Source organism: Streptomyces sp. NPDC090032, from assembly GCF_044748025.1.
Taxonomy (GTDB): Bacteria; Actinomycetota; Actinomycetes; order Streptomycetales; family Streptomycetaceae; genus Streptomyces.
In genome coordinates, this window is sequence record NZ_JBIVFF010000006.1 from 269,634 (window position 1) to 292,582 (window position 22,949).

16 protein-coding genes are annotated in these 22,949 nt (G+C 71.7%); 12 read left to right on the top strand and 4 right to left on the bottom strand.

The window, feature by feature from the left end:
* The first annotated feature begins 258 nt into the window (after window positions 1-258).
* On the top strand, window positions 259-1,395 hold the full coding sequence (locus ACIPWY_RS16625) for a sulfite oxidase (protein ID WP_401533614.1): 1,137 nt from the start codon (window positions 259-261) through the stop codon (window positions 1,393-1,395).
* Window positions 1,396-1,466: 71 nt separating this feature from the next.
* Here the strand turns inward: ACIPWY_RS16625 and ACIPWY_RS16630 are convergent, their stop codons facing one another.
* Window positions 1,467-2,720, bottom strand: coding sequence for a globin domain-containing protein (locus ACIPWY_RS16630; RefSeq protein ID WP_393701495.1), 1,254 nt, complete (start codon window positions 2,718-2,720; stop codon window positions 1,467-1,469).
* A gap of 127 nt (window positions 2,721-2,847) precedes the next feature.
* Between ACIPWY_RS16630 and ACIPWY_RS16635 the strand changes: the two genes are divergently transcribed.
* The 4 genes from ACIPWY_RS16635 (at window position 2,848) to ACIPWY_RS16650 (ending at window position 9,677) form a co-directional block, all read left to right on the top strand.
* Window positions 2,848-5,130, top strand: a complete 2,283-nt coding sequence (locus ACIPWY_RS16635; protein ID WP_401533618.1) for a tetratricopeptide repeat protein — start codon at window positions 2,848-2,850, stop codon at window positions 5,128-5,130.
* Window positions 5,131-5,183: 53 nt separating this feature from the next.
* Window positions 5,184-6,488, top strand: a complete 1,305-nt coding sequence (locus ACIPWY_RS16640) for a hypothetical protein (RefSeq protein ID WP_401533621.1) — start codon at window positions 5,184-5,186, stop codon at window positions 6,486-6,488.
* Window positions 6,485-7,798: an extracellular solute-binding protein gene (locus ACIPWY_RS16645; protein WP_362897904.1), complete on the top strand. Its 1,314-nt coding sequence runs from the start codon at window positions 6,485-6,487 to the stop codon at window positions 7,796-7,798. The genes ACIPWY_RS16640 and ACIPWY_RS16645 overlap by 4 nt, the downstream gene beginning before the upstream one ends.
* A 172-nt stretch (window positions 7,799-7,970) precedes the next feature.
* Window positions 7,971-9,677 (top strand): hypothetical protein, encoded by a 1,707-nt coding sequence (locus tag ACIPWY_RS16650; RefSeq protein WP_393701489.1) that lies wholly within the window; start codon window positions 7,971-7,973, stop codon window positions 9,675-9,677.
* Window positions 9,678-9,770: 93 nt separating this feature from the next.
* Here ACIPWY_RS16650 and ACIPWY_RS16655 read toward each other — a convergent pair whose 3' ends face one another.
* On the bottom strand, window positions 9,771-12,497 hold the full coding sequence (locus tag ACIPWY_RS16655) for a D-alanyl-D-alanine carboxypeptidase (protein WP_401533624.1): 2,727 nt from the start codon (window positions 12,495-12,497) through the stop codon (window positions 9,771-9,773).
* Between the two features lie 195 nt (window positions 12,498-12,692).
* Here ACIPWY_RS16655 and ACIPWY_RS16660 point away from each other — a divergent pair, with 195 nt between their 5' ends.
* The 3 genes from ACIPWY_RS16660 to ACIPWY_RS16670 all read left to right on the top strand — a co-directional run bounded on the left by ACIPWY_RS16660 (window position 12,693) and on the right by ACIPWY_RS16670 (window position 15,128).
* The gene (locus ACIPWY_RS16660) at window positions 12,693-13,424 is read left to right on the top strand and encodes a GPP34 family phosphoprotein (protein ID WP_390012311.1); all 732 of its coding nucleotides are present in this window, start codon (window positions 12,693-12,695) and stop codon (window positions 13,422-13,424) included.
* A 337-nt stretch (window positions 13,425-13,761) separates the two neighbouring features.
* Window positions 13,762-14,631: a helix-turn-helix transcriptional regulator gene (locus ACIPWY_RS16665; protein WP_362897910.1), complete on the top strand. Its 870-nt coding sequence runs from the start codon at window positions 13,762-13,764 to the stop codon at window positions 14,629-14,631.
* Window positions 14,632-14,918: 287 nt separating this feature from the next.
* Window positions 14,919-15,128 (top strand): DUF397 domain-containing protein, encoded by a 210-nt coding sequence (locus ACIPWY_RS16670; RefSeq protein WP_356288190.1) that lies wholly within the window; start codon window positions 14,919-14,921, stop codon window positions 15,126-15,128.
* A gap of 142 nt (window positions 15,129-15,270) precedes the next feature.
* On the opposite strand, the gene ACIPWY_RS16675 is transcribed toward ACIPWY_RS16670, so the two are convergent.
* Entirely contained in the window at window positions 15,271-16,113 is an 843-nt protein-coding gene (locus tag ACIPWY_RS16675) for a hypothetical protein (RefSeq protein WP_393701484.1), read from the bottom strand.
* A gap of 81 nt (window positions 16,114-16,194) precedes the next feature.
* On the opposite strand from ACIPWY_RS16675, the gene ACIPWY_RS16680 reads away from it, so the two are divergent.
* Both ACIPWY_RS16680 and ACIPWY_RS16685 read left to right on the top strand, forming a co-directional pair.
* Window positions 16,195-16,977: an SDR family oxidoreductase gene (locus ACIPWY_RS16680; protein WP_362897913.1), complete on the top strand. Its 783-nt coding sequence runs from the start codon at window positions 16,195-16,197 to the stop codon at window positions 16,975-16,977.
* Window positions 16,978-17,185: 208 nt separating this feature from the next.
* Entirely contained in the window at window positions 17,186-18,772 is a 1,587-nt protein-coding gene (locus tag ACIPWY_RS16685; protein ID WP_401533628.1) for a sodium:solute symporter family protein, read from the top strand.
* 59 nt (window positions 18,773-18,831) lie between these two features.
* On the opposite strand, the gene ACIPWY_RS16690 is transcribed toward ACIPWY_RS16685, so the two are convergent.
* On the bottom strand, window positions 18,832-19,971 hold the full coding sequence (locus tag ACIPWY_RS16690; protein ID WP_362897917.1) for an ADP-ribosylglycohydrolase family protein: 1,140 nt from the start codon (window positions 19,969-19,971) through the stop codon (window positions 18,832-18,834).
* A gap of 263 nt (window positions 19,972-20,234) precedes the next feature.
* Between ACIPWY_RS16690 and ACIPWY_RS16695 the strand changes: the two genes are divergently transcribed.
* Both ACIPWY_RS16695 and ACIPWY_RS16700 read left to right on the top strand, forming a co-directional pair.
* Window positions 20,235-21,314: a tyrosine-protein phosphatase gene (locus tag ACIPWY_RS16695; protein ID WP_393701480.1), complete on the top strand. Its 1,080-nt coding sequence runs from the start codon at window positions 20,235-20,237 to the stop codon at window positions 21,312-21,314.
* A gap of 176 nt (window positions 21,315-21,490) precedes the next feature.
* Window positions 21,491-22,930 (top strand): FG-GAP-like repeat-containing protein, encoded by a 1,440-nt coding sequence (locus ACIPWY_RS16700; RefSeq protein WP_362897921.1) that lies wholly within the window; start codon window positions 21,491-21,493, stop codon window positions 22,928-22,930.
* The last annotated feature ends 19 nt before the right edge of the window (window positions 22,931-22,949 follow it).

Genomic DNA, 22,949 nt, shown 5'->3' on the forward strand with positions numbered 1-22,949 from the left:
TCCACCCCGGTGGGAACCGCGGCTGTGGTGTCGGTGTCGGTGTCGTTCATCGCGCTCTCCTCGACCGGACGCGTCGCTCCGCGGACCGCTGTCCCCCGTCCGTCCCGTCTTCCCACCTCTCGGCGGCGTCGGTGAGCGGTTCGTGCGCCGGCGTGCGGACGCCCCCGTCAGCCACCGACACACCGAATCGAGCGCCGGCTGACTCTTCAAGGATCCGCCCGCCCGGCAGGCCCCGCAATCGCGGAGGACGATGAAGACATGGACGGAGCGGACCAGGTCACGAACGGACCTGACGGCCTCGGCGGCGTCAGCCGTCCCGCCCGGCTCGCCGCCCCCGGCGAAGGCATCACCCCCGATGAACTGGCGCTCGCCGCGCGTAATCACGGCCTCCCCCTCGAAGCCCTCCGCTACGACGTCACCCCGCCGGGCCTGCACTACGTCCTCGTCCACTACGACATCCCGGCCACGAGCGCCGACAACTGGCAGCTCACGGTAGATGGCCTGGTCAGGACGCCGCTGGCCCTCGACATGGCGGCTCTGCGCTCCCTGCCCGCCGTCACCCGCCGCGTCACCCTGGAGTGCGCGGGCAACGGCCGCGCCCTGCTCACACCCCGGCCCGTCAGCCAGCCCTGGCTGGTCGAGGCCGTCGGCACCGCGGACTGGACCGGCGTGCCGCTGCGTGTCCTCCTCGACGAGGCCGGGGTGGCCGAGGACGCCGCCGAGGCCGTCTTCACCGGCGCCGACCACGGCGTCGAACGCGGCGTCGAGCAGGACTACCGGCGGAGCCTGCCCGTCGCGGTGGCCTTCGGTGACGTCCTCGTCGCGTACGGCATGAACGGCGCGCCCCTGCCCCCGCAGCACGGCTACCCACTGCGGCTCGTCGTCCCCGGCTGGTACGGCATGGCGCACGTGAAGTGGCTGCGCGAGATCACGCTGGTCGACGCCCCGTTCGACGGGTTCCAGCAGGCCGTCGCGTACCGCTTCCGCTGGAACGCCGACGATCCCGGCGAGCCCGTCACCAAGATCCTGCCGCGCGCCCTGATGATCCCGCCCGGATTCCCCGACTTCATGTCCCGCGCCCGCGTCGTCCGCCCCGAGCCCGTACTCCTCGAAGGCCGGGCCTGGTCCGGCCACGGCCCTGTGACCCGGGTCGAGGTGACCACGGACGACGGCGCCACGTGGAGCGACGCCACGCTGGACCCTCCGGGCGGACACCCACCGGACGGGGCGGCCTGGCGGCGCTGGCAGGCCCCGTGGACCGCCGCACCCGGCACCCACGTCCTCGGCGCCCGCGCCACCGACGCCACCGGCCGCACCCAGCCGCTCACCCAGCCGTGGAACCGCGGCGGCTTCGGCAACAACCTCGTCCAGCGCATCCCCGTCCACTGCGTCTAGCCCCGCCGGGAAAACGTGCACCACACCGACCTGGGTCGCCTTCCTCCCCCTCGCCCGTCGCAGCGCTGACGCTACGGGCGAGGCCGGATCCAGGGGATCTCGCGCTTCATCAGGAACCACTCCGCCGCCGTCTCCGGACGGTCCCCCGTGGCGTGGTGGACCACCGGGTCGTGGTGGATGCGGCCGGGCGGTACCCGGTGCAGCGTGGACAGTTGGGTCTCCACCGTCTCGACCATGGCCGAGGGGCCGCTGACGTACACGTGCGGCCACTCGGCGGGCGCGTGGCGCAGGCTCTGCGCGGAGGCGTATCGGGTCAGTTCCCGTACGAGCGCCCCGTCCGCGTCGTGCGGCGTTCCGTCGTGTGGGGGCAGCGCGCCGACGAGGCGTAACCAGGGGTGCGCGCCGGCGAGGAGTTGCAGGACGCCGGCGTCGTACACGTCGTCCTCCGTGCGGGCGCCGATCAGCAGGGTGGCGGTCGCGTCGCCCCGGCAGACGGCGAACTGCTCGATGAGCGCCTTGATCTGCGCCCAGCCTGTCCCCCCGGCGACGAAGAGCAGCTCCCCCTCCGGGGCCTCGGGCAGCGTCGTCGTGCCGAGTGCCGGGCCGAGGCGGACGGTGCCGCCCGGGGTGACGTCGTCGACGAGGGCGCTGCTCAGGAGGCCTCCGTCGACGCGGCGTATGTGGAAGTCGAGGGAGCCGCCGGCGCGCGGGGCGTTCGCGATCGAGTACGGGCGCCAGACCTGCGGCGCCTCGGGGGCGGTCAGGGTCGCGTACTGGCCCGGCAGGTACCGGTACGGGCGGTCGGGGCGGACGGTGAGCACGGCGATGTCGTCCGTGCGGCGCTCGTGGCGGAGCACCTCCGCGTCCCACCAGGCCGGTTCCGACGCCGGGACGGACCCCGCTCCGGCGATCATGATTTTGGAGATGAGTTCGTACGCCGCGCGCCACGCGGCCTCCGTCTTCGGCGTCCAGGAGCTGCCCGAGAAGAACTTCAGGGTCGCTATCAGGCTGTCCCCGACGGCCGGGTAGTGCTCGGTGCGGGCGCCGAACTTACGGTGGTCGAAGCCGAGCGTGCGCAGGTGGCCGACGAGCGCGCCGGTGTCCTCCAGGTTGAGGATCGCCGTGGTCAGCGCGGCGAAGAGGCGGTCGCGCTGCTCCTCCATCCGCTCCGGGAACATGGCCCGTACGCCGGGATTGTGCTTGAACAGGTGGGCGTAGAAATACTTCGTCACCGCCTCCGCGCGGCGTTCCACGACGGCGAGGCTGGAGCGGATCAGGGCGGGGTTCAGGGCGGCGTACGGTCTCGCGCCGGTAGTCGTCGTCACTGGGCGGGGCCTCGATTCCACGGTCAGGCCGGAGGCCTACGGACGGGCGCCATCCGGACCCCGCGCCCCTATCCTGGGGCAGCATGAGGGGGGACGCGGGAGCAACCGGAGAATTCAGGGGCGGCCGATGACGACGTCCTCCGGTCCGCTGTTCGTGATGCCGCCTCCGGACGGGCCGCGGGACGCCTGGGTGACGCTGCCCGACGAGGGGCCCGATCCGACGGCGCTGCCCGAGGTCAGGCCGCGCGACGACCGGGGACGGGCCGAGGGTCCCGGTGAATCCGCCTTGTTCCAGGGTGAGTTGCTGGCGGAGCAGTATCAGGTCGTACGGCGTCTCGGGCGCGGCGGCATGGGCGACGTGTATCTCGCGCTCGACAGGAAGGTCGACGACCGCGAGGTCGCCGTGAAGACGCTGCGGCCGGAGCAACTCGCCGCGCGCCTCGGCTCGTTGGAGGACGAGCGACAGGCGTTCGCGGACCTGCACCACGACGGGATCATCCCCGTCTTCAACTACGGCCGGCACCCCCGCGTCGGCCCCTTCCTCGTCCTGCCGTACGTCGACGGGCTCAACCTCGACGAGATCCGCGCCCTCGCCCGGCACGACCCGGACCGGTTCGGTGGCGCCCGCTTCCACGAGTTCGTGCTCGCGTACGGGCTGCGCGTGCTGTCCGCCCTCGACCATCTGCACGCGCGGCCCCGGCCCCGCAAGGTGTACGGCGATCTGAAGCCGGAGAACGTGATGCACGACGGCGCCACCACCAAGGTCATCGACGTGGGGTCGATCCGCGTGGAGGGCGCGCCCGGACTGACCACCGACGGGTTCCGCGCGCCGAACGTGCCGCTCGCCCCGCCCGCCCTGAACGGCGCGTCCGCGCCGCGCGACGACCTGTTCAGCCTGGGCGAGACGCTGCGCACCCTGAGCGGTCTCGGCATCGGGACCCACTCGCTGGCCGAACTCGGCGCCCTGGACCGGCTGCTCGACGGCGACCCGGTGACGGCGCAGGCCGCCGCGCTGACCACCACCCCGGCCCCCGAAGGCCTCGGCCTCGTCTCGCTGGCCCGCGCCCTGCGCCGCGCCACCCGCCCCGAGTCCGCCGAGCGGTACGCGGACGCGGACGAGATGGCCGATCAACTGCGGGGTGTGTTCCGTGAGTTGAGGTCTCTGCGGACCGGTCAGGAGACCTTCGAGCCGTCGCCGCTGTTCCTGCAGTCGCCGTACGCCCTGGACGGAGCGCTCGGCGTCGCGCCGGTCCTGCCCCGGTGGGCGACTCCGGCCGGGGGCGCCCCGCCCGCCCCGCTGCACGAGCCGCCGTCCGCCGCAGACGTAGCGGCCCGCCTGCCCGTGCCGCGCCCCGACCCGCACGACGCCCACCACGACGGCCTCAGCCGCCTCGCCGACGCGGATCCCGCCGCGCTCCTCCAGCACACCGGGGACTGGCGGGACTCTCCCGAGGTACGGCTCCTGCGGTGCAGGCTCCGGCTGCGCGTCGCCGTACTGGCCGAACGGGCCGAGGGCGAACGGCCGGACCTGGAACCCGCCGCCGAGGAGCTGCGCGGCGCCGTCGACGGCATCGGGCCCGAACTGTCCCGGAACGACTGGCGCATCGACTGGCACCGCGGCCTCCTGAACCTCGCCGAGGACGACGTGGCGTCCGCGCGCGACTACTTCGACCAGGTCTACGGCGCGATCCCCGGCGAGTACGCGCCCAAACTGGCGCTCGGCCACTGCGCCGAGCGGCTCGGCCACTGGCACGAGGCGCTGACCTTCTACGAGGCCGTACGGCTGCGCAACCCGTCGCTCGGCAGCGCGGCGTTCGGCGCGGCCCGGGCGCGCCTCGCGCTCGGGGGCGCCACCCCCGAGCGCGCGGCCATCGAGGCGCTCGACGCCGTGCCGCAGCACTCGCGGCACCGCACCGGCGCGCGGACCGCGACCGTGCGCATCGCCGTCGAGTACGCGACGACGGCCGACGGGCTGCGCAGCGCGCTCACCCGGCTCGCGCGCCTCTTCAACGAGCACGGGCTCACCGACGAGCAGGCCCGCGTACGGATGAAGGCCGAGGTGTGGGAGGCCGCGCAGCGCCTCGTGGCGGACGGCAAGGTGGGGGCGGACGCGCTCGGGCGGCTCTCGGAGGCGGCGGCCCGGCGCGACCAGGACGCGCGGGACGCGGGCGGGCGGCTGGAATTCCCTTCGGGGGACGTCGAGTTGAGGCGTCAGCTCTCGCAGTTCTACCGGGCGCTCGCCCGGCAGGCCGCCCGCTCCGACAGCCCGCACGGCGACGTGGTCGCCGAACGCCTCCTGGACCGCGCCTACTTGGTGCGTCCGCTCGAAATGTGGCACCGCCGCGACCGCACCTGGCCGCCCCGCCGGCGGCCCCGGCTCACCGGACGGCGTCCGGCGGCGGACCGATGAGCCCTGCGCCGCGGGGAACGGGAGGCGGGCTCGCGAGGCGTTGCGCGGGTGGGGTGGTCGAGGGCGGGCGGGCGCTGTGGTCGTACGCGCGGGTGCTGTGGTGGTACGTACAGGTGCTGTGGCAGTACGCGCGGGTGCTGTGGCGGTACGCGTGGGCCCCGCCGGTGCGGGGCGTGGAACGGCCGGGCGCCCGGGCGGGGGCCTCCCCCCGCGCCACGGAGCGGCCGAGCAACCGTGCGACAGCAACCCCTCCCCGTAACCGCGCCTATCTCCACGACCGGCTCGTCGCGCTGCCTCTCCTCGCCGCCGTCGCCTTCGCCGGACTCGGCTTCACCGCCACCTCCCTGCGCGACGACTCCGCCGCGATCCGCACCCATATCGCGCCCGCGCTGCGCGACCTGACGGACGCGCGGACCTCCCTGCGGATCGCCCAGCGGGAGGCCGAGGTGAGCCTCGACGCGGGGGACGCCGTGGAACTGAGCGGGCTCAGCCCCCGCTACGGCTCCCGGATCACCGGTGCCGCCCAGGACCTCAGCCAGGTCGCGCGCGGCGGCGCCCTGACCGCGGCCGAACGCCAGGAACTCGACGTCGTCTCGGGCCTCGTCGACGGCTACGAGCGCTGGATCGCCTGGGCCCAGACCAACGTCTCCGACAAGCCCCTGCGCAAGGCCGGACTCTCCTACGCCCAGAGCATGCTCTGCTCGACCGAACCCGACCGACACGCCATCGACGCCGACGCCCCCTACGAACCCGCCACCAACCGCTACGCGCCCTACCTCAGATGCAAGACCGTCACCGGCAGCGAGGCGACGGCCGTCGTCGACCGCATCTCGGCCCTCGAAAGCGCCCTGCGCCACCGCCTCGAAGCGCGCGCCACGCTCGGCCCCGCCGCCGTCACCGCCGCCGCCGTGTCGGCCGTCGCGTTCGTGCTGCTGGCCGTCGGTCTGTGGCGCACCCTGCGCTTCCTGCGGATCCGCTTCCGCATCCGGGCCAGCGTGGCGCTGCTCGCCGCCGCGCTGCCGCTGCTCGCCGTGCCCCTGCTCGCCGTGGACGGGCTGCGCGCGTACGCCGCCCAGGAGGACACCGTGCCGATCGCCCGCCGCCTGTCCCAAGTGGCCTCGCCGTCCACCGAGGTCGCCGTCGAGGAGCACCGCATCGACCCGCCCGGCGACACCGCCATCGTCACACTCGCCGCTTCGATGGACGACGTCCTGGACCGCGGCAGGCTCGCCGCCGTCGACGGGGCCGCCCCCTGGGTGGCGCCCGCGGGCCTGCTCGTCGCCGCCGTCACCGGTGCCACCCTCCACGCCTACCGGCGCGAATACCTGCTCGTGGGGCGCCCCGGGACCGCCGTATGAGGCGCCGGAACGGGATGCTGCGGCTCGCCCTCGCCGCCTGCCTGCTCGCCCTCGCCGCGCTCACCGGCGGCTGCGCGGGCGGCGACGCAGACCGGACCGTCGTCGTGCTCGGGCCGTGGACGGGACCGGAAGGCGCCGCGTTCGAGGCCGCCCTGTCCCGCCTGTCGGACCGCAGCGGCCACAGTTACGTCTACAAGGGCACCCGCTCCCTGCGCGAGACCCTCGTCGCGCAACTGGAGGCCGGCGCCCCGCCCGACGTCGCGATCCTCAACAGCATCGGCGAACTCACCGAGTACGCGGCCGACGGCAAACTCCAGCCGCTGTCCCAGAAGGCCGCCGAACGCGGCTACCCGCCCTGGTCCCCCACCCTCACGCTCGACGGCAGGCGCCGCACCTACTGGGTGCCGCTGCGCGTCAACCTCAAGAGCCTCGTGTGGAGCAAGCGCGGCACCCCGGCCAAGGCGCCCGACTGGTGCGTGGGCATGGCCGCGGAAGCCACCTCCGGGTGGCCCGGCACCGACTGGATCGAGGACATACTCCTCCACCAGGCGGGCCCCGACACGTACACGCGGTGGGCCACCGGCCGCCTCGACTGGAAGAAGGACCCGGCCGTGCGCCGCGCCTTCACGACCTGGGCCGGAATCCTCGGCCCACGGTCGCCGGAGGCCGTCGAACGCTCCCTGACCATGTCGTTCGAGGGCACGCCCGCCCCCGCAGACCCTTCGGGCGCCCGGCGCGGGCTGCTCGGCGGCTCACTGCCCGGCTGCACCCACGAACACCAGGGCTCCTTCATCCGCTACCTCTACCCCGGCGCCGCCGGCGACGCCCTGCGCGTGGAGCCGGCCGCCCGGTTCCTGCACGGGCAGGCCGCGTACAAGGGCGCGTACGAGGTGTCGGGCGACATGGCCGCCGTGCTCACCGACAACCCGGCGGCGCAGGAACTCGTCACGCTGCTGACGAGCGAGAGCGGCCGCGCGAGCTGGTCGCGGGCGGCGCCCGAGCAGCTGCGGCCCTTCTTCCCCGACGCCAGCGACCCCCAGCCCGACGACCCGACCGGCCAGACCGTCGCCTCGTATCTGACCCGCGAGGCGGACACCCTGTGCTTCGACGCGTCGGACGTGATGCCGCCCGTGCTGCGCGACGCGTTCTACCGGGCCGTCCTCACGTACTTCCAGGATCCGCGTACGGGGACGCTGGACACGCTCCTCGGGCAGCTGGAGACCGTCCGCAGCCAGATCGCCGGAACACCGTCGGGCCGGTCGGGACAGCCGCGCACGCCCGACGACATCTGCGCGCCGCCGGGCGGATAGCCGCGCCGGACACGGGGCCGTGCCGGACACGAGGGACCCTGCGTAGATTTGCCGCAGACATCAGGGGCGCGTCAACCAACTCTGCGGCCACGGCTAGCGTCTATCCGAACACAATTGCCCGTACGCAATTGCCCGTACTCAATCGCCCGTCCGACCGGAACGGAACGCCGCAGTGGCCTCTGCCGAACTGTCTCCACCCTCTGCCGCACGCGCGCGCCGCCCCCCGGACGTCCCCGAGCCCTGGCACGGCCGGTACCGGACCGCACTGCTCGTCACCGCCTGCATACTTCCGCTCCACGTCCTGTGGCTGGCGTTCCTGGCGACCGGCGGCGGCGACCTCGCGGCACAGGTGGCGTGGGCCGAGTTCGCCAGGATGTACCCGGGCTCCGCGTACAACCTGTTCTGGTACGGCGGCCTCCACATCGCCAACTACAGCCTCATCTCGCCCTATCTGATGGCGATGTTCGGCGTCGTCCCCGTCACCCTCCTGTCCGGCGTCTCGTCCACCTGGCTGGCCGCGTCGATCGTCGAGCGCAGCGGCATCCGAAGACCGCTGTGGCCGGCCCTCGTGGTGGGGTTCTCGCTGTGGTGCCAGGTCGTGTCGGGGCGCTCGACGTTCATGCTGGGGGTGGCCTTCGGGCTCGGCGCCGTCCTCGCGCACATGAACGGCCGGCGCATCGTCATCGCGACGGTGTGCGCCGCGCTGTCCACGATGGCCAGCCCCGTCGCCGGGCTCTTCCTCGTCGTCGCCGGCGCCGCCTGGCTCCTGAACAAGCAGTGGGGCAAGGCCCTGTCGCTGCTCCTGCCGCCCGTCCTCATCGTCGCCGTGACGACCTGGCTGTTCCCCTTCAAGGGCGAACAGCCCATGCCGTTCGACCGGATCTTCCCGCCCGTCGTCCTGTGCGCGGTCGTCCTGGTGTGCGCGCCGCGCGCCTGGCGCGTGGTCCGCCTCGGCACCGCCGTGTACGCGCTCGGCGTGGTCCTCACCTATCTGATCGCCACTCCGATCGGCACGAACGTGGAGCGGCTCACGGAGATCGTGGCGCCCGCGCTGATCCTCGCCGCCGTGATGGACCGGGACCGCGGGCCCCGCTACGAGGGCCGGCGCGGCCGGTACTTCCCGCTCCACCGCCAGCGCGTCATGTGCATCGTCGCGATCGTCCTCTCCCTGGGCTGGCTGTCCGGCAAGACCATCGCCGACGTCGTCGCCAACACCGAGGTCCCCGAGTGGGCCATCAAGACGGACGGCGTCGTCTCCAAGCTGAAGAAACTCGGCGCCGAACGCACCCGCGTCGAGGTCGTCCCCGCCCGCGACCACCGAGAGGCGGCCGTCCTCGCGCCCTACATCAACATGGCGCGCGGCTGGAACCGGCAGGCCGACGTCGAGCGCGGACGGCTCTTCTACGAGGGTCACGGTGGCACCGACGTACCCGAGGGCGCCTTCTCCTCCGCCTCGTACCACGCCTGGCTCTCCGAGTGGGCGGTCGGCTTCGTCGTCGTCTACAACGGCGAGCCCGACGGCCCCGCGGAGCTGGAGCACAAGCTGGTGTCCACCGAGCCGGACTACCTCGAACCGGTGTGGAAGGACGCCAACTGGCGGATCTACCGCGTGAAGAACGCCGTACCGCTGGTGGACTCGCCCGGCTCGGTGGTCCGCTCCGACGGCGCCAACCTCGTCGTACGGATGCCGAAGTCCGGCTCGATCACCGTGCGCATCGCGTACTCGCCGTGGCTGTGGGCGGACAACGGCTGCCTGCGCGAGGACGGCGAGTTCACACGCCTGACCGTGAAGGAGCCGGGCGACGTCCGGATCAGCTCGCAGTACGGGGGGCCGTCCGGCAAGACGGCACCCAAGTGCGTACCGCCGAAGACGAAGTGAGCGGTCCCCTTCGGGGGGGGGCGGGCGACGGAAGCGCCCCCGCGGCTGTGTGCCGTGGGGGCGCTGCGCTGCTGTGTGAGGCCGACCTGAAGGTCAGCCGACGCGGGTCAGCTTGGCGCTGAAGTCCGGTTCGGCGAGATCCTTCTGGAGGGCGACCGGGACGGCGACCGCGCCGCCCGAACCGTCGCCGACCTTCAGCTCGCCGACCTTCGTACCGGCCTTCGCGGAGTGCGGGATGACGGCACCCTTGGCACCGTCCGCCAGCTCCAGCTTCACCGTCAGGCCCGCCCAGCCGACCGCCGAGACGTTCTTCGTCACCACGACCGGGGTGTGCCCGCCGAGCCCGTCGTCCACGTACCCGACGACGTCGCCCTTCTTCAGGATCGTCGACGCCTTCACCGCGTCCTGCGCCGCGAGCATCGCCGTCTTGCTGACGGCGTTCACGGTGTCGATGATCGGCACCTTGTGCTGCCCGAGGATCGCGCCGACGACCGTCACGGTCTCGCCGCCGGCGTCCTTCGTCGCGGCGAAGAGCAGGTTGCCGCCGGCCTTCGTGGTCGAACCGGTCTTCACGCCGATCGCGTTGTTGTACGGGACGAGGCGGTTGTAGTTCTGCCACGTCTTGCCCGACGGGTCCGTCCACGTCGGCAGCTTGGTGATGTCCATCAGGGCCTGGATCTTCACCAGCTCGTTGCCGAGCTTGACCTGGTCCTGAGCGGTGGAGACGGTCGTCCCCTTCAGCCCGGACGGGTCCGTGTACGTGGTGCCGGTCATGCCGAGGTCCTTCGCGGCGGCGTTCATCTTCTTGACGAACGCCTCCTCGGAACCGGCGTCCCAACGCGCAAGGAGCCGCGCGATGTTGTTCGCAGACGGAATCATGATGGCCGCAAGGGCGTCCTTCTGGCTGAGCTTGTCGCCCTCCTTGACGGTGTTCAGCGTCGACTCGCCCTCCGAGTCGTAGCCGCCCTCCGTCTCCGCCTTGGCGTCCACGTCGATGGACGGCCCGTTCTTGCCCGCCTGCAGCGGGTGGTCCTTGAGCACGACGTACGCCGTCATGGCCTTGGCCACGGACCCGATCGGTACGGGCTTCTGCTCGCCGAACTGATCCATCGAGCCGATGCCGCTGGCGTCCATCGAACCCTGACCCTCGGCGGGCCACGGCAGCGAGACCTTGTCGCCGTCGAACGTGAACGTCGACTTGGCGGTCAGCGCCAGCGTAGGCGCGGGCAGCGGTCGTACGGCCTGTACGACTGCAAATACCACGGCGAGCAGCAGGACGAGCGGCGTCCAGATCTTGACCCTGCGCACAGTCGTGCGAACCCGGGTCTCCGCGGGCGGCGGCGTGTTGGTGAGCTCGGCCAGGAGGTCGAGCGGGGGCAGCGGCGGGAGCGGCTGCTGGCTGGTGCGCTCGGGCCCGACGTACGGCTTCGCCTGCGGGGCCGCGGTGGGCTCCGCCTCGGGCTGTGCACCGGGCTGCGCACCAGACTGAGCACCGGGCTGCGCCTTGGGCTTGGCCGGGGCGCCCGAGTCGAGCCTGAGCGGCACGAACTTGCTGGTGCGCTCGGCATCGGACTCGGCCTTGCCCGCACCGGCGGGCTTGGACCCGAGCGACTTGAGCATCTGGGTCGGCTGATCGACGGGCGGCTTGACGGCCTTGAAGACGGCGGTGGCCTGGTCGACGGCGGGGGTGGAGGCCTTGGCGTCGTCCGACGACTGGGCGCCGTCCGACGGCTGGGCATCCTTGGCCGGCTTGGCGTCGTCGGGCTTGGCGTCGTCGCCGGTCGGCTCGGCGTCGGCCTTGGCGTCGTCGGTCGGCTTCGCGTCGGCCGGTGCCTTGGCGTCGTCGGTCGGCTTGGCTTCGGCCTTCGTCTCGTCGGCCGGCTTGGTCTCGGCGGACGGCTCGTCGTCGGTCGGCTTCGCGTCGGCCGGTGCCTTGGCGTCGTCGGTCGGCTTGGCTTCGGCCTTCGTCTCGTCGGCCGGCTTGGTCTCGCCGGACGGCGTCTTGGCCTCGTCAGCCGGCTCGGCGTCAGCCTTCGCGTCATCGGAGGACTTGGCCTCGTCGGACAGCTTGGCGTCACCGGAGGACGACTGCTCGTCCTCGTCGGACAGCTTGGCGTCACCGGAGGACGACTGCTCGTCCTCGTCGGACGGCTCCGCGTCCTCGGCGGCCGCCGCGCGGGCGTCAGCCGAATCGGCGTCGTCGCCGGACTCCTCGGGGGCATCCGTGGCCTCGGCGTCGGCCGAGTCCTCGGGGGCGCCCGCCTCGTCGTCACCGGAGTCCGCGCTGGAGTCCGCCCCGGAATCGGCACCGTCGCCCTCAGCGGCGGCGTCTGCCGCCTCAGGCTCGTCCCTCTCGGGCTCGCCCGCGTCAGGGGCGCTGTCGCCCTCAGACGGGCTCTCCGCGCCGGAGGCGTCCGTACCGGCCGTCTCCGGCTCGTCAGGCTCGTCGGCGGAGCCGTCCCGCGGAGCGCCCACCCAGGCCGCCACCGCGGCACGCAGGCGTGCGTCGCCCGGCTCGTCGCCGGAACCCGGCGCCGTACCGTCCGCCGAACCCGCCTCGGGCTCCGCGTCCGCCCCTGAATCCGATGCCGATGCCGATGTCGATGCCGAACCGGGAGCCGGGTCCGCGTCCGCGTCCTGCGCGCCGGAGGCGTCCGCAACCGCGCCCGCCCCCGGAACGTCCCTTACGGAGAACACCGCAGTCGCCTGATCGACCCGCTCCGGCGACTGCCTGGCCATCGCGAGCCTGGGGTCCCGTTCCTCCGAGGTCGGTCCTCCCGACGACTCCTGCTGCTTCGACCTGTCGGGGGTCCCCGCCACCGATGCCTCCTCGCTACGCGCCACGCGCTACGCCGCTGCTGTCCGAACCATGTACCAGTGTCCTGTGTGGGGGCTTCACCCCCGTGATAGACGAGAACGACATACCTACTGGTTCCCGTACATAGCACCCACGCACTCTCGACAGACCAATGTGAGAGGGGTCACCCTGTCATTCATCCACGCGGGGAGGCATGGATGGGCAGGAGCCGCAGAACCATTCCGGAAGAGCTTCTGCTGCTCGCTCTGGACCCGGCCACGGGTACCACAGCGCAGCCGCAGTCGCTCGACCTAGGTCTGGCCGGAGCACAGCTAGTAGAGCTGGCGTTGGCCGGACGGATAGCCCCAGATGGGGATCGTATCGCCGTGGTGGCACCACGGCCGACCGGAGATCCGACTTTGGACTGCGCACTGGAGTTGCTGCGAAGGCGCGGCGCCCCGGTACGTGCGGTCCACTGGATCGGCGGGCCCCGACTGGGGCTGCGCCAGACCTATCTCTCGCATCTGGAGAGGTGCGGCATGGTTCATGCCGTGGCCGGCCAGATGTGCGGGGTGCTGCCGACGACTCGCTACCAGGCGACGGACACGGCGATCAGCCGGGAGATCAAGAACCGGCTGGACAGTGCGATCCGTACCGGCGTACCGCCGGACCCACGGACCGCGGCGCTCGCCGCACTGGCCCACGCGGTCGGACTCGGCAAGCACCTGTATCCGGGGAACGAGGGACGATCGTCCCGCTCCCGGCTGCGGGACCTGATCAGGCACGACCCCATGGGCGGACTCGTGGCGCACGCCGTGATGGACGTCCAGAACGGTGTGGCCGCTCAGCCACGCCGCAGCCCGGCCCCGCCGGGCAGGGGAGCGCCGGAGCCCGGCAGGGTTCCGATGCAGCCGCACCACGGGGCGATGGCCCGTGCCGTGGCGCACTGAGCACCGCACCAGCACCATCTGAACGGCCCGCACCGCAACAGCGCCGCACCGCAGTCCCCAAAGACCGGTCCGGGAGCCGCTGAGCCGCGCGGGGTGCCGGATCCGGACGTCGGGACGACGACACGGACCGGCGCCCCGCGCGGCCGCATGTCCGGCGACAGCCCCAGCCGTACGCCCCGGCACGGCAGTACGCCCCGCCGCGGGCCCAACTGTCGTGTCCGCTGCGCATATCCGCTGTTTCCCAGCGGTATGAAGCCCAGGGTGGCAATCTGCTGAGCAGCAGATTCGCAAGATACGCAAAAAATCACAGAGGCACGCAGCCGGAGGTGCACGTCCCGTGGCGTCCAACGTCAATCCCACCGTCAGGCGGCGCCGGTTGGGCCAGGAGCTGCGCCGGCTCCGCGAGCTCAAAGGCATGACCGCCGAAGAGGTGGCCGAGCGGCTCCTGGTCTCACAGTCGAAGATCAGCAGGCTCGAGAACGGGCGGCGCAGCATCAGCCAGCGCGACGTCCGCGACCTGTGCGGGGTCTACGAGGTCGAGGACCACCGCATCGTCGACTCGCTCATGCAGATGGCCAAGGACTCCCGCCAGCAGGGCTGGTGGCACTCCTTCGGCGACATCCCGTACAGCGTCTACATCGGTCTGGAGACGGACGCGGCCAGTCTGCGCGTCTACGATCCGCAGGTCGTGCCGGGCCTGCTGCAGACCCGGGCGTACGCGGAGACGCTGATCACCGGCGCGCTCCCGGAGACCACGCCGACCGACATCGACAAGCGCGTCCAGGTCCGCGTCCGCCGCCAGGAGCGCATCGCGGCCCCGGACAACCCGCTGCGCCTGTGGACCGTGCTCGACGAGTCGGCGCTGCGCCGCGTCGTCGGCAGCCGGACCGTCATGCGCGAGCAGCTGGAGCACCTGGTCGAGCAGTCCCAGCTCCCGCATGTGACCGTGCAGGTCATTCCGTTCGACATGGGCGCACATCCGGGCCTGAACGGCCAGTACGCGATTCTGGAGTTCCCGGACGCCGCGGATTCGAGCGTCGTCTACATCGAGGGCGTCACCAGTGATCTCTATCTGGAGAAGGCCAACGATGTGCAGAAGTACAGCGTGATGTACGAGCATCTGCGGGCACAGGCACTGAATGTGGAGCAATCCCGACAGTTCATTGCGAAGATCGCGCAGGAATACGCGCTCCAGGAAACGGTCTAGGGAGATCCAAAGGCAGCCCAGAGGCCGTCCAGAGGAAGTCCAGGGGTAGTCCAGGGGTAGTCCAGAGGGACAGAATCCGCCCCGCGCGAGCAAAGTGCCGCACGGTACACCTTCGCCGCGGCGGGGCGGAAGACCCCACTGGAATATGCCATCCGGTCGAGTGAATGGCCCCTTCGCGCACCGATGTTGGCTAGTAGCGTCGATCACGCCATCAAGCACCACGTTGGCGCAAACCGCTTCACAGGAGCGGTGGCAGCAATTCGACCACTGGCTAAACCGGAGCAAAAATGGCAATTCAGCAGGGCGGCACGAATTCCTGGACCAAGTCCTCCTATTCGACGGGGAACGGCGCGTGCGTCGAGGTCAAGTCCCCCCTCCTGCACGCGATCGCGGTGCGGGACTCGAAGGCCCCCGAGGGGCCCTCGATCGGCTTCGCCCCCGATTCGTGGAACTCCTTCGTGACCGAGGTCGGCCGGGGCGCCTTCGACGCCGCCTGAGGCATCGGAGCGCACCCATCGCGACACAGCACCAACTCAGCACCACAGCAGGATTTCGTCACCAAAAGAGCACCACTGCGGTACTGAAAGAGCCCTCTCGACTGGCCCGCCGTCCTGGCCGAGGGGGCTCGGCTTTTTCCGCTCACCCCCGCAGCTGGTCCACATACCGATCCGTGCCGGGGATCGTCGGGATGAACGGCGCCACCAGCTCCACGCGGCCGAGGCCCGACTCGTGAACGGCCGTGTCCAGGCCCGTGAAGTGGTCCTCCCAGCAGTCCGCCGGGTCCGCCTCCAGGAACCACAGGAGGGTGAGGCGGGTGCCGACGCCCTCGACCTGTTTCACGTACGACATCCGGTCGCCCGGCAGTGGCGTCGGGCGGAAGACCGTGACCATCGCCGCCGGTGAGCCCGCGAGCCGCTTCGGCAGGTGGCGTGAGCGCAGCCACTCCAGCAATTCCTCGCGCTGCTCGGTCCCTTCGGCGTCGATGACCTCCACGACCAGACCCCGGTAGGGGTGGTCGAGTGCGTGGTAGTCGCGCGGTCCGGCGGCCCCGTCGCGGTACACGGTCGCCGCGTGGTCCTGGAACGCGGTGAAGACGTGCGTGCGGTCCTGATAGACGCGCCCGTCCCGGTTGAGCCGTTTGTTGATGCCGACGGTCCACTTCATGTGGTCGTCGTAGCGGCCGTCGGTGATCCAGTACGTGGAGATGTAGCAGCCCGCGGTGACCGGCTGCGCGACCGCCGACTTCTCGGGGTAGCGCAGGAGTTGCAGTTCGCGCGTGGCCACCCAGCGGCGCCCCGAGTTCATCCAGGGCATGGCCATCGCGCCGGCGTAGTAGTGGTCGTCCTCGTACCAGCGGTTGTACGCGTACTCATGGCCCGGGTGCGGCTCGACCATGGTGATCAGGGCGTGCCCGGGGCGTACCCCGTACGGGCCGACCGATGCCAGCTCCGCGTACACCTCGCTCCTCGCGTCCTCGCTCACGGCGATCCCCTTCCTTCCTCCACCGGACGGGCCTACTCTGACGCCCCGTCAGAAGAACTGCCATAGCCGGGAGGCGACCGGATGCTCCTGAACGGAAAGACAGTGGTCGTGTCGGGGGTCGGGGCCGGGCTCGGCCACCAGGTCGCCGCGGCCGTGGTGCGCGACGGCGGCAACGCCGTGCTCGGCGCGCGCACGGAGGCGAACCTCGCCAAGTCGGCCGCGGAGATCGACCCGGACGGTACGCACACCGCGTACGCGGCGACGGACATCACCGACGAGAGCCAGTGCGAGGCGCTCGCGGGGCTCGCGCGCGAGCGGTTCGGCTCGGTCGACGCCGTGGTCCATGTCGCCGCCTGGGACAGCTACTTCGGCGGCCTGGAGGACGCGGACTTCGCGACCTGGCAGCAGGTCATCGACGTGAACCTGCTCGGCACCCTGCGCATGACCCGGGCCTGCCTGCCCGCCCTCAAGGAGCGGGGCGGCTCCGTCGTCGTCATCGGCACGCAGTCGGCCGTGGCCGCGCCCTCCCAGGTGTGGCAGGCGGCGTACGCGGCCTCGAAGGGCGCGCTGACCTCCGCGATGTACTCCATGGCGCGCGAGCTCGGCCCGCACCGCGTCCGGGTCAACACCGTGCTGCCCGGCTGGATGTGGGGGCCGCCGGTCGAGGCGTACGTCCAGTTCACGGCGCACACCGAGGGCGTACCTCAGGACGAGGTCCTCGCGCGGCTCACCGAGCGGATGGCGCTGCCCGAACTGGCCACGGACGGGGACGTGGCGGACGCCGCCGTGTTCCTCGCGTCCGACCGGGCGCGGGCCATCACCGGGCAGTCGCTTCTGGTCAACGCCGGTGAGCTGATGCGGTAGTTCCGAACCGTCAGCCAGGACCCGACCGCACGGCACTCACTGCCGTGCGGTCCTTTTTGCCCCCATCTCGATTCATGGACGTGAACACAGGTCAATAAGTAGAACGATTTTACTGTCCCTTGACCCTCCAGTGCGTTGTCCTGGCCCTTCGGCTCCCCACACCATGAACGGCGTTCACAAGTAGGACCAGACCCCTGGAGGGGGCTCAATGAACAGTCTCGACTGGGCCGTGCTCATCGGCTATTTCGGCATCATGGTCGCGATCGGCGTCTGGTCCCACAAGCGTGTGGACGACGTCTCCGACTTCTTCACGGCCGGCGGCAAGATGCCCTGGTGGCTGTCCGGCATCTCGCACCACATGTCCGGCTACAGCGCCGTCATGTTCACCGGATACGCCGGCATCGCCTACACCTACGGCGTGACGTCCTTCGTCACCTGGTCGTTCCCCATCGCGCTCGGCATCGCCATCGGCTCCAAGCTGTTCGCCCCGCGCATCAACCGGCTGCGGTCGCGCCTGCATGTGGCGTCACCGCTCGAATACCTCAAGAACCGCTACAACCTGGGCACCCAGCAGGCGCTCGCCTGGTCCGGCATGCTCCTGAAGATCGTGGACGTGGCCGCCAAGTGGGCCGCCATCGCCACCCTGTTGTCCGTCTTCACGGGCATCTCGATCAACCAGGGCATCCTGATCACCGGTGCCATCACGGCGATCTACTGCACCATCGGCGGCCTGTGGGCCGACGCGCTGACCGAGCTGGGGCAGTTCATCATCCAGCTCATCGCCGGTGTCGCCATGTTCGTCGCCGTCGTCTCCAAGCTCGGCCCGTTCGGCGGCATCTTCGGGGTCTGGGACGAGCCCGAGCTCGCCGGACACGGCAAGCCGCTCGTCGGCCCGTACGGCACGGTGTTCCTGCTGGCGTTCCTCTTCATCAAGCTCTTCGAGTACAACGGCGGCATGCTCAACCAGGCCCAGCGCTACATGGCCACCGGCTCCGCCCGCGAGGCCACCCGCTCGGCCCGCCTCTCGGCGGTCCTGTGGCTGGTCTGGCCGGTCGTCCTCTTCTTCCCCATGTGGGTGTCGCCGCTCCTGGTGCACGCGCAGAAGCCGGACGGTTCGGACAGTTACGGCCTGATGACCGAACAGCTTCTGCCGCACGGCCTGTTGGGCCTGGTCATCGTCGGCTTCTTCTCGCACACGATGGCCATGTGCTCCTCCGACGCGAACGCCATCGCCGCCGTCTTCACCCGTGACGTGGCGCCCGCGGTCTCGAAGAGGGCGAAGGAGCAGTGGATCGGGAACAAGGGACTGCTCGCCGCCCGCCTCACCACGGTGGTCTTCCTCGGTCTGTCCATGGCGGTCGCCACGCAGGTCAACTCGCCCACGTTCAAGGACATCATCACCGTCGTCATCAAGTGGGTCGCCGGTCTGATGGGCCCGATCGCGATCCCGATGATGCTGGGTCTGCTGCGTACCTTCCGCAAGTCCGGTCCCACGGCGGCGCTCACCAGCTGGGCCGCGGGTCTGCTCGCGTTCTGGCTGGTCAACTACCCGATCAGCTGGAACGTCGAGGGCGGCGTCCCGCTCCAGTACCAGGTGTCGATCCCGCTCGCCGTCTCGCTCGTGCTCTACATCGTCATCGGCTACATCAAGCCGGAGGACACCCCGGAGCGGGACGCGCTCATCGAGCGCATCAACACGGACGACGACGGGTCCACCGGGGCGGCGGCGGTTCCCGCGCCCGCGGAGCCGCAGGACGGGGCGGTCGGCTCGCAGCCGCCCGGCCGGCTGTCGTAACGACTGTTCCTCACCGGGCGCCGGGCGGGCTGATCACAGCCGGTCCGGCGCTTCGGCGTTCACGCCCTGGGGTACCTGGCCAGCCACCCCGGCGACGACGACGCGGGGCTGTGCAGGGCGGGCCCCTGCGTCATCTCCATCGCGAAGTCGTCGGCGAGCTCCAGGACGGTGGGGCGGCCCTCCAGCTCGGTCACCCAGCCGGGCGGCAGCGCGGTCTCCCCGTGCAGGGCGCCGAGCAGGCCCCCGCACAGCGCGCCGGTCGCCTCGGACGGGCCGCCGTGGTTGACCGCGAGACACAGGCCGTGCCGTATGTCCTCGCCGACCAGGGCGCAGTACACCGCCACGGCGAGGACCCCCTCCGCGAGCCCGTCGCCCACGAGTTCGTCGACGCGGGCGGCCGACGGCATGCCCTGGCGCACCGCGCCGAGCGCGTGCTTGAGCGCGTCCGTCACGGGCTGGTGCCCCGGGCGCGCGGCCAGGACGACGAGAGCGCGCTGCACGGCGCCGTCGAGGCTCTCGCCGCGCGCGAGTCCGTGCACCACGACCGCGTACGCGCCCGCACAGAGGTAGGCCACGGGTGCACCGTGCGTCTGGACCGCGCACTCGGCGGCCAGCTGGAAGACGAGCTGCGGCTCCCAGCCGACGAGCAGCCCGAACGGGGCCGACCGGGCGGCCGGCGCGGACCCGGCCGCTGCCACGTTCTTGGGCTTCTCCAGGGTCCCCATGACGTCGTTGCCGAGGCCGAGGAGGCAGTCGCGGGACGGGCCGCGGCGTGAGTACAGCCACTCCTCGCGGGCGAGCCAGCCGTCCTCCTTGCGCCGCTCGTCCGGGCCCCAGTCGCGCTGGGTCGCGGCCCAGCGAAGGTAGGCGCGGTGCACGTCGGTCGGCGGATGCCAGGCGCCCGTGTCGCGCCGCACCTGCGCCCTTATCAGGCCGTCCACGGTGAAGAGCGCCTGCTGTGTGGCGGCCGTGACGGCGCCGCGGCGCCCGTACGCGGGCGCGAGGTCCGTCAGTCCCTGCGGCCCGTGCGCGGCCCTGACCTCCTCCAGGGAGAGCCCGGCGAGCGGCGCCCCGAGGGCGTCGCCGAGGGCGGCCCCGATGAGCGTGCCGCGGACCCGGCTGCGAAAATCCTGCTGCTCGGCGCGGCCCCAGATGGCCGATGCGGGTCCCCCCTGCTCGGGGGTCAGTGGGGCTGCCACGGGGAGCTCTCCCCTCCGGGTCTCGTTACGCGTGCGACGACTGCGCAGCACTGTAATCGACGGGCCGCACCCGGTTGAGAGCCGAAGCGGCACAGGCCAAGTCGCCCTTGAGACCACTTCACCCACTTTTCTTCCGCAAACCGGGCGATGTCCCGGGGTGCGGCCTGGAGGCAGGCGCCGCGCCGCCGCTCGACCGCCGTCCGACGTGAGGTGTTCACCGTGCGTTGGCGTATACCTCGCCGGGCACCCGGAACATCCGCACCATGACGCAGATGACTCGTGTCAGGGCTTCCTCGTACGCCCTGGCCGCCGCGCTCCTCGTGGGCCTTTCCGCACCCGTCGCCGCCGCGCACCCCGCTTCCCACGGGCACACCTCGCACCACCGCATCCCGTTCACGGCGGCGACCGTGACGGCGTCCGAGGACGGCTCCTCCTTCACCATCGAGTGGAAGGCGCCCGGCGTCCGGCACGTGGCGGTCCGCGCGGGCGGGCGCACCGTCGCCTCGGGCGGCGCTTCCGGCAAGGTCACCGTGCGCGGCCTGCCCGCCGCCGACCGCCAGTGGTTCGACCTGGTCCCCGACCGCGGCCAGGGCCTGCACCTCGCCGACCGCGAGATACGCCTCGACGGCGCGGTCAACTTCCGTGACGCGGGCGGCTACCGCACCACCGACGGACACTGGGTGCGGATGGGCGAGATCTACCGCACCGCCGCCCTGGACAAGCTCAGTGACCGGGACCTGGCGAAGCTGAAGCGCCTCGGGATCTCCGTGGACTACGACCTGCGCACGCAGCAGGAGCGCGCCGCCGGGCCCGACCGCGTCCCCGCCGGTTCCCGCTACGTCGTCGCGGACGTGCTCGGCGACCTCGGGGGCCTGTCCGGCCTGCCCGCGTCGCCGGAGGCCTCCGCCCAGCTGATGGTGGACGCGGAGAAGACCATGGTCTCCACCCCGACCGCGCAGAAGGCCTACTCCACGGTCTTCCACGGCATCGCGGACGCCGACGGCGCGAACACGCTGTTCCACTGCACGGCCGGCAAGGACCGCACGGGCTGGGCGAACGCCACGCTCCTGACCGCGCTCGGCGTGCCCCGCGAGACGGTGATGGACGACTACCTGGCCAGCAACACGTACCGCGCGAAGGAGAACGCGGCCACGCTCGCCGCGATGCCGCCCGCGCAGGCCGCCGTGTACAAGCCGATGCTGGACGTCCGCCCCGAGTACCTGAACTCGGGCTTCCAGGAAGTGACGAGCCGCTACGGCGCGTTCGACCGCTACCTGGACAAGGCCCTGGGCCTCAGCCACCGTGACGTACGCGACCTGCGCGAGGACCTGCTGGTCGGCTGACGCTCCCGCTCCTCTGCGCTCAGGCCCCCGTCCGGGACACACGTCCCGAACGGGGGCCTCCGCATGCGCTGTTACAGGCTTGCGACGTACACACCCGCCGGCGAGTACAACGTTTTCCTTGGGTGGCCCGTCTTTCTTCACGTAACCAAAAGCACCCCCACAGGACACCAAGAAGGATGGGAACAGTGCGCCGCACTCTCGTCACAGCCCTTGCCGTCACCGCGCTCGCCGTGCCGCTCGGCCTCACCGCCGCCGCCGGAACGGCCGCCGCCGCCACCCCCGTTCCGCCTCGCGTCCCCGCCACCGACTTCAACCACGACGGGTACGGGGACCTCGTGCTCGGGGCGCCGGGCGCGACCGTGTCCGGGCAGGAGACCGCCGGGGCCGTCTCCGTGGTCTACGGCGGGAAGAACGGGCCGGACACCGCGAACGCCAAGGTCTTCACCCGCTCCACCGCCGGGATACCCGGGGCCGCCGAGGAGGGCGGCTACTTCGGGGAGCGCGTCACCAGCGGCGACCTCGACGGGGACTCGTACACCGACCTCGTCGTCGCCGGTCTCGGCGGCTCGCCGAGCGTCGTGCTGTGGGGTTCGGCCGCCGGGCTGAGCGGGCAGGGCAGTGTCTCGCTGCCCACGTCGACCGGGATGTTCGCCGTCGGCGACTTCAACGGGGACGGGCACCGCGACCTCGTCACCGACGACTACCCGCGCAGCGACGACCCGAACGACGACGCCGCCGGGATGACCATCTCCTACGGCCCCTTCGACCGCGCGAGCGCCAAGCCGGCCGGCCAGGACACCATCGCCACCAGCCAGACCTTCGGGCCCGCCGACATCGTGGTCGGCGACATGACCGGGGACGGCGCCGACGACATCGTGACGAGCCACGGCTTCGAGGAGATGGCGTACGCCAGCAAGTTCTGGAAGGGCGGGAAGGGCGGCGTCTCGCACACCGCGAAGTCGCTGACCTCGTCGTTCCGCGGCGCCGTCGGTGACGTCGACGGTGACGGCTACGGCGACCTCGTGGTCCACGACATCGGCGACAACTACGAGGACATCCCGTACGAGAAGGGCACCGTCCTCGTCATGTACGGCACCGCCGACGGACCCTCCACGACCCGCACGAAGACCATCACGCAGGACACGACCGGCGTGCCCGGGGTCGGCGAGAGCGGCGACATGTTCGGCACCGACATCTCCGCCGGTGACGTGAACGGCGACGGCTTCGCGGACATCGCCGTCGGCGTGCCCGGCGAGGCCATCGGCAACATCAAGGACGCCGGCAGCGTCGTCCTGCTCAAGGGCGGCAGCGGCGGTCTGTCCGGCACGGGCTCCCAGGCCTTCAACCAGTCGACGGCCGCCGTGCCCGGCGCCTCGGAGACCGGTGACGGCTTCGGTCAGCAGGTCGTCCTGAACGACCTGAACGGCGACGGCAAGGCCGACCTGACCGCCGCCGCGCCCCTGGAGGACGGCACGTACACCGACTCCGGCGCCGCGTGGGTGCTGCGCGGGGCGACCGGCGGGCTCACCACGAGCGGCATCACGTCGTTCGGCGCCGCCGCCGTCCATGTCCCCGAGAAGAACGCCCAGCTGGGGCAGGACCTCGGCGGGCGCTGACGGTCACACGGGGGGGTGG